General features: G+C 64.3%; 7 protein-coding genes. 4 read left to right on the forward strand and 3 right to left on the reverse strand.

Annotated elements, in window-relative coordinates:
• Positions 1 to 135: 135 nt before the first annotated feature.
• Positions 136 to 1,203 carry a COX15/CtaA family protein gene (locus tag ACFDTG_RS08885; protein ID WP_375290674.1) on the reverse strand — a complete coding sequence of 356 codons (1,068 nt, stop codon included), beginning with the start codon at positions 1,201 to 1,203 and terminating at the stop codon, positions 136 to 138.
• A 147-nt stretch (positions 1,204 to 1,350) separates the two neighbouring features.
• Between ACFDTG_RS08885 and ACFDTG_RS08890 the strand changes: the two genes are divergently transcribed.
• From ACFDTG_RS08890 to ACFDTG_RS08905, 4 genes are all read left to right on the forward strand, one after another.
• Positions 1,351 to 1,725, forward strand: coding sequence for a MerC domain-containing protein (locus ACFDTG_RS08890; RefSeq protein WP_375290675.1), 375 nt, complete (start codon positions 1,351 to 1,353; stop codon positions 1,723 to 1,725).
• Positions 1,726 to 1,741: 16 nt separating this feature from the next.
• Positions 1,742 to 2,722 (forward strand): sulfur carrier protein ThiS, encoded by a 981-nt coding sequence (gene thiS / locus ACFDTG_RS08895; protein WP_375290676.1) that lies wholly within the window; start codon positions 1,742 to 1,744, stop codon positions 2,720 to 2,722.
• Positions 2,723 to 2,815: 93 nt separating this feature from the next.
• Positions 2,816 to 3,343 carry a hypothetical protein gene (locus ACFDTG_RS08900; protein ID WP_375290677.1) on the forward strand — a complete coding sequence of 176 codons (528 nt, stop codon included), beginning with the start codon at positions 2,816 to 2,818 and terminating at the stop codon, positions 3,341 to 3,343.
• A gap of 37 nt (positions 3,344 to 3,380) precedes the next feature.
• Positions 3,381 to 3,731, forward strand: a complete 351-nt coding sequence (locus tag ACFDTG_RS08905) for a hypothetical protein (RefSeq protein ID WP_375290678.1) — start codon at positions 3,381 to 3,383, stop codon at positions 3,729 to 3,731.
• A gap of 151 nt (positions 3,732 to 3,882) precedes the next feature.
• On the opposite strand, the gene ACFDTG_RS08910 is transcribed toward ACFDTG_RS08905, so the two are convergent.
• Both ACFDTG_RS08910 and ACFDTG_RS08915 read right to left on the reverse strand, forming a co-directional pair.
• Complete coding sequence (locus ACFDTG_RS08910) at positions 3,883 to 5,685, reverse strand: AMP-dependent synthetase/ligase (protein ID WP_375290679.1); 1,803 nt, start codon at positions 5,683 to 5,685, stop codon at positions 3,883 to 3,885.
• A gap of 95 nt (positions 5,686 to 5,780) precedes the next feature.
• Positions 5,781 to 7,100: gamma-glutamyltransferase family protein (locus tag ACFDTG_RS08915; protein WP_375290680.1), on the reverse strand; the 1,320-nt coding region annotated here is incomplete at its 5' end.

The raw sequence follows: 7,100 nt of genomic DNA on the forward strand, positions 1-7,100 counted from the left end.
CGCCCCAGACGGAGCGGCGATCTGCCGCGAATCGGGCGCAAGCCCTCTCGCGAAGCGCGGCGCATTTGCTGCGCGAAGGGCGCAAAGTCAAGGATTTCCGGCATGCTCAGGGGAGGTAAAATAATACCGTCGCGCTTATTGCGTCGCAATCGAGCCGGTTTGGTCGCGCCTGCGCCCGTAAACATGCGCGCCCCAGGCGAAGGCCATGACCAGCAGCGCACCGGTCAGCTGATGCAGCGCGGCAAGCCAGATCGGCATGCCCGCAACCACCGTCGCGATGCCCAACAGGATCTGGACTCCGAATGCGATGTGAATGGCGACGGACGCCTTGCGATCCAGATGGCGCACTTTCCGGGCGAACCAGATCAGCGCCGCCACGGTGACGAAAGCCCACCAGCGGTGTTCGAAATGAATCAGGAAGGGATCGTGCGTCATCGCGTACCAAAGCCCGCGCGTATCGTCGTACTCAGGCACCAGCCGCCCCTGCATGAGGGGCCAGGTGTCGGAGGCAAGGCCCGCGTCGAGCCCGGCGACCCAGGCACCGAGCAGCAGCTGGATCGCGAGCACGCCGCCCGCCAGGCTCGCCGCCCAGCTCCAGCGCGCGGGTCTCGCCCGGCCGATCAGTGCCAGCCGCCTGAGGTCGAGCGCGGTCCATACCAGCCCGCCCAGCGTGAACAGTGCCGTCATTAGGTGGATCGAGAGCCAGAAATGGCTCACCGAGGTCATCTGCCCAGACAGGCCGCTCCTCACCATGAACCATCCGAACGCGCCCTGCATCGCACCCAGAGCCAGCAGCGCCACCAGCCGGGGCTTGTAGCCCTTGGGGATCGCGCCGCGCGCCCAGAACCACGCCAGCGGCAAAGCGAAGGCGAGACCCACCAGCCGGCCCAGCAAACGGTGGAACCACTCCCAGAAGAAGATGAATTTGAACGCAGCCAGATCCATCCCCGCCGGCCCGGTCTCGTAACGGAACTGAGGCGATTGCTTGTAGAGCGCGAATTCGGCCTGCCAGTCCGCTTCGCTCAGCGGGGGCAGGGCACCCGTCACCGGCTTCCATTCGGTGATCGACAAGCCGCTCTCGGTCAGCCGGGTGACGCCCCCCACCACGACCATCGCCAGCACCAGCGCGGCGACGATCCATAGCCAAGTGGCCAATGCCAGCGGCCGGGTTTTTGTCGGAGACTTCAGGATCGGAGCGTTCATGCCGAGCCTGTTGGTCCACTGTGCGAGAATCGGCAAGCTCTGCGCGGTGTTCGACATATCTGAACGGGCTATCGAGTGGGGATCGAAAGGAATTTCGTGCGATGGCTCTTGAAAAATGATACATCATCACATAACTCGCCGCCATCGATGGCCCGCCTGTTCAATCCGATTCGTCTGCGGCTGGACCGCATGGGCATTGCACTTTCCGCGCTTTGCGCGGTGCATTGCGTGCTCAGCATCGTCCTGGTTTCGGCGCTGGGGCTGAGCGGCGGATTCCTAGCCGATCCCGATCTTCACCGTATCGGCCTGGTGCTGGCGACCCTGATCGCCGGCGTCGCGATTGGCTGGGGCGCGCTGCGCCACCGGATGGCGGCGCCTTTCGTAATCGCGATGACCGGTCTCAGCTTCATGGGCGGGGCGCTCGCGGTCGAGCATGGCCCGCAGGAGGCGGTTCTTACCATCATCGGCGTGGCGCTCGTATCGCTTGGTCACATCCTGAACTTGCGCCAACACCGCTGCTGACCCTATCGCGCGCGGCATGACCGCAACCCACACCATCACCGTCAACGGCGAGTCCCGCCGTACGTCTTCCCACACCGTCGCCGACCTCGTCCGTGAAATCGGCCTCGATCCGGCCAAGGTCGCGGTCGAACGCAATGGCGAAATTGCTCCGCGCTCAACGCTGGAGGCGGTGGCGCTGGCCGATGGCGACACGCTGGAAATCGTGCATTTCGTGGGTGGCGGAGACAATGCGGACAGTTGGACCGTTGCGGGCCACAGCTTCACCTCGCGGCTGATCGTCGGCACCGGAAAATACAAGGATTTCGCCCAGAACGCCGCGGCTCTCGAGGCGAGTGGAGCCCAGATCGTTACCGTCGCGGTGCGCCGTGTCAACGTCAGCGATCCCAAGGCGCCGATGCTGACCGACTTCATCGATCCGAAGAAGGTGACCTATCTCCCCAACACGGCGGGCTGCTTCAATGCCGACGAAGCAATCCGCACCCTGAGGCTGGCGCGCGAGGCGGGCGGCTGGGATCTCGTCAAGCTCGAGGTGCTGGGAGAGGCAAAGACGCTTTATCCCGACATGCGCGAGACTCTCAAGGCGACCGAGGTGCTGGCCAAGGACGGGTTTCACCCGATGGTCTATTGCGCCGACGATCCTATTGCCGCGAAACAGCTGGAAGACGCGGGCGCGGTGGCGATCATGCCGCTGGGCGCGCCGATCGGGAGCGGGCTGGGTATCCAGAACCGCGTTACCATCCGCCTGATCGTGGAGGGGGCCAGCGTCCCGGTGCTTGTCGATGCGGGCGTCGGCACGGCGAGCGACGCCGCGGTCGCGATGGAATTGGGTTGCGACGGTGTGCTGATGAACACGGCCATTGCCGAGGCCAAGGATCCCATCCGCATGGCCCGCGCGATGAAGCTGGCGGTGGAGGCGGGGCGCGAGGCTTATCTCGCGGGACGCATGGCGACGCGAAAATATGCGGACCCTTCCAGTCCGCTGGCCGGGTTAATCTGACCTAGCGCGATGATGCGCAGTGATGCGGGTCTATGGCTTACGCGCTGTTAACCACTCGCGTGCATGATTACCTTCATCACGAAGGAGGCCCGCATGGCTGGTGTCAATACCGCGTCGATCACCATCGCGGAGATGCGCGAATTCGCGAGCTTCACGCCTGCGGAACAGCGATACATTCGTCGCGGTCTCGATATCGGCCTCGCCCGCCGTGACGCCTTTACCCTCTGGGGCCGCTCTCCCCAGGAATGCAATTCGATCCGCGGGCAGTACGTCGCCTATCAGGAACTGAAGAGCCTGCGGGGCGATCGTCCGGACGAAGACAGTCTAGAGGGCATCGAAATCTTCTGTGGCAAGCTTACCCGCCTCGCTGCGTTCGATCTGGCGCAGGACCGGATCGAAAGCTTCGGCGCCTTCCGTTTCCTCTACGAGCGCCTGCTGGGCGCCGCCATTCGGCCTTGGCTCCCGAGCGCCTTCTGCGCCGCGAGCGCCCTGCCGCAGATCGCACCGGGTCGCCGCAAGCTGCTGCTGCAATCGCTGAGCGAGGCGGCCGCGACGGCTTCGGGCTGGTCGGAACGCGAGCCGAGCTTCTATCCCGAATTCATCGAGGAAGCGGCGGCCTGACAAGCGAACCTTAAGGATTGCATGGCACCTTGCGAACGTGTCGGCGCTTTTTCCGCAGGAGCAATTCAAACTAGTTGGAGCCGATACAGCGGCTCAGGCGGGCGCGATGTGGCGCGGCGCCATGATCGAACGCTTCGCCCGGCTCGAAGCGACGGCGCTGCAATGCCTCTTCGCGATCAAGGGGGATGCCGGCGAAACGCTTTCGGGATCATGCGTCGCCTGGGATCGCTTCCCGATACTCGACGCATGCCTGGACGAGCCACGATTTGCGGCCCGATCGGCCAAGCTGAAGATTCTTCTGAAAAAGATTGGGGACCGGCGCGAGTTTCGTACCGGGCTTGCTCACGGAACGATCAAATCTTCATCGGCAGGTCTTGTTCTGACCTGAGATGCCCGGATCAATGGACGCTGGGAGAAGCGCCAAAGGAGCCTGCCCTGGCTGGAAGTGCTCCAATCCCTCGTCGAGCTCGACAAATTGGCCAGCGATTTTTCCAGCCAGGTCGGCCAGATTCGACGCCTCTGCACTGGGACCGAGTAATTTAGCCCCGATACAGCCCATCCAGCCGCTCTCCGTACGCTTCGCGGATCTTGTGGCGGCGGATCTTCATCGAGGGGGTCAGCTGCTCGTTCTCGATGGTGAAGGGCTCGTCGGCGAAGGCGAAGCCCCGGATCTTCTCGATGACCGAAAGCTCCGCATTGACGCGGTCCACCGCGCTGCGGATCGCGGCGCGGAATTCGGGCGAAGACTGCGCTTGCCTGCAGTCCATCTTGCGTCCCTGCTCCTTGCACCAGTCAAACGCCCACTCGGCATCCGGCACCACCAGGCCCACGACATAGGGGCGCTTGTCCCCGCTCACCATCGCCTGAGCGATTTCCGGTTGCAGCGTCAGCATGCCTTCCAGCTTCTGGGGGGCGATGTTGTCGCCCTTGTCGTTGACGATCATGTCCTTCTTGCGGTCGGTGATCACGATCCGGCCCCCATCGTCGATATGGCCGATATCGCCGGTGTGCAGCCAGCCATCTCTGATGGCCCGCTCGGTCTCCTGGCGGTTCTGCCAATAGCCGTGCATAACCAGTTCGCCGCGCACCAGAATTTCGCCATCTTCCGCGATCTTCACCTCCACGCCGCGCAGGGGTGGGCCGACGGAGGCCATGGAGATACCTGCCGCAGGGCGGTTGCAGCTGATCACGGGTCCGGCCTCGGTCTGGCCATAGCCCTGCAGCATGGTCAGCCCCATCGCTTCGAAGAAAATACCCACCTCGGGGTTGAGAGGCGCGCCGCCTGAAACCATCGCCTTGATCCGCCCGCCGAACTTGGCGCGGATCTTGGGCCGCAGCAGCTTTTCGACCGCGAGGTCGCGTGCCCTGTCTCCGAAACGCGGGCGGCCTTGCGCGCGCCGTTCGCCGACCGCCAGCGCGATGTCCATCAGCCCGCTCGCCACGCGGCCCTGCTTTTCGATCTGCTTCATGATCCGCGTGCGCAGCACTTCGAACAGGCGCGGCACGACCACCATGAAGGTCGGCCGGGTCTCCTCGATATTGCTGGCCAGCTTCTCCAGCCCTTCGGCGTAATAGATCTGCGCGCCCACGCCGATAGGAAGATACTGGCCGCCGGTGTGCTCATAGGCATGGCTCAGCGGCAGGAACGACAGGAAGCGTTCGTCCTTCACGAGCCCGAAATCGTTGATCAGCACTTCGGCAGCGCCCGCCGCGTTGCACAGGATCGCGCCGTGGTGCTGCATCACCCCGCGCGGCGCGCCGCCTGTGCCGCTGGTATAGATGATACAGGCGGTCGTCTCTCGCCCGATAGCGGCGATGCGCTGCTCCACCGCGCGCCGAGCTTCGGCTGCATCGCCTTCCAGCATCGAAGCCCAAGAATGGCAATCCACGCCGCCCGACTGATACTGGCGAATACCGTCCATGGTCACGATGTGCTCGACAACGCCGGTGCGCATGATCGCGGGTATCAGTGGAACGGATAGCTTTTCGTTGGACACGATCACCGCGCGCGCACCGGAATTGTCCAAGATATGCACGTGATCGCGCTCGGTATTGGTTACATAGGCGGGCACGGTGACCAGGCCGGCGGCCATGATCGCGAGGTCAGCGATACACCATTCGGGCCGGTTTTCGCTGACCAGGGCGACGCGGTCGCCATCCTCCAGCCCCAGCTTGCGCAGATTCTCCGCCAGAAGGCAGACCCGGTCGGCTGCTTCGCGCCAGCTTATGGTGGCCCATTCGCCGTTCCGCTTGGCACCCAGGAAAGGGGTATCGCCGCCTTCCTGCGCCCGCTTGAGGAACAGGGCGACGAGATTATTGGCGGCATCGATGTCCGAAAGCACGGGCAGGCATCCTCGCGAGCGTTATTCTTGTGTCGCAGTTGTCTGCGTTGCGATGGGTTTAGGCTGGCCCCGATCCGACGGCAAGCATCCCTGTATCACGGGGCATCCACACTGCCCTGCAAGCGGGGGTCGCGCGCGGACTGCCATTGTCCGTCCACCATGCCGACCGCGCCCGCCTTCACCGGCGCTTCCCGCGCCACGATCTGCGTGTGGCCCAGCGCCCTGAACCGGTCCATGGCCGCTTCGAGCCAGGTTCCTTTTTCGACCATTACCTGATTGCCGTAGGCCATCAGGAAGGGCAGGCCCAGCGCGTCCTCTGGCGAGAGGCCGAAATCGATGAAGCCGATGATGCTGCGCGCGGTCTGGACCGGGATCGTCGCTCCGCCTGCCGCGCCGATCGCCAGCACCGGGCGGCCTTCCGGATCCCACACGACGAAAGGCGCCATCGAGCTGCGCGGACGCTTGCCGCCCTCCACCCGGTTGGCCACCATCTTGCCGTCCACGCTCGGGTTGCGGCTGAAGTCCGTCAGCTCGTTGTTGAGGAAGAAACCCCCTGCCATCAGCCCAGAGCCGAAGGCGCTTTCGATGGTGGAGGTATAGCTCACCATCGTCCCGTCGCGATCGACCGCCGCGAAGTGGGTGGTCCCATGCTCTTCGGGTTCGTCGCCATCGGCAAACGCGGCCCGGGCCCCGGCGGGCGAACCTGCTTCGACCGTTACCAGGCTCTTTTCGGGCGAGATCATGGCGCTCCGCTTGGCCAGATAGCTCTTGTCGAGCAGGCCCGCCACCGGGACCGGCACGAAATCGGCATCTGCCGCATAGAGCTCGCGGTCGGCATAGGCGAGACGCTGGGCCTCAGTGAAAAGATGCCAGACCTCCGGATTTTTCGGTCCCATCGCTGCAAGATCGAATCGCTCCAGCATTCCCAGGATCTGGAGGACGGCGATGCCGCCCGATGTCGGCGGGCCCATTCCGCACAGGCGATAGCCGCGATAGCTGCCGCAGACCGCATCGCGCGGCTTGGCTTCATAGCTCGCCACGTCCTGCGGCGTCATCGCGCCCGGCCTGGGAGTGGCGGCGGCAACGGTTTGCGCCAAGGATTTCGCCAGTTCGCCCTGATAGAAGGCATCGGGCCCGCCACGCGCGACTGCTTCCAGCGTCTGGGCCAGCTCCTCGTTCTTCGCCAGTTCGCCCAGCGGCTTGGGCGAGCCGTCGGGCTGGAACAGCCAGGCTTTGGCGGCAGGATTGTCGGCAATGAACTCGCCACTGTTGGTCAGCGATGTAAACATGCGTTCGTTGATCGCGAAGCCCTTGCGCGCAAGATCGATGGCGGGGCCGAACAGCACCGGCCAGGGCAATTTCCCGAAGCGCTTGTGGGCTTCCCACGCCAGTTCGATATTGCCCGGAACCCCCAC

Origin of the sequence: Qipengyuania sp., from assembly GCF_042095715.1 — a bacterium.
GTDB lineage: Bacteria > Pseudomonadota > Alphaproteobacteria > Sphingomonadales > Sphingomonadaceae > Qipengyuania.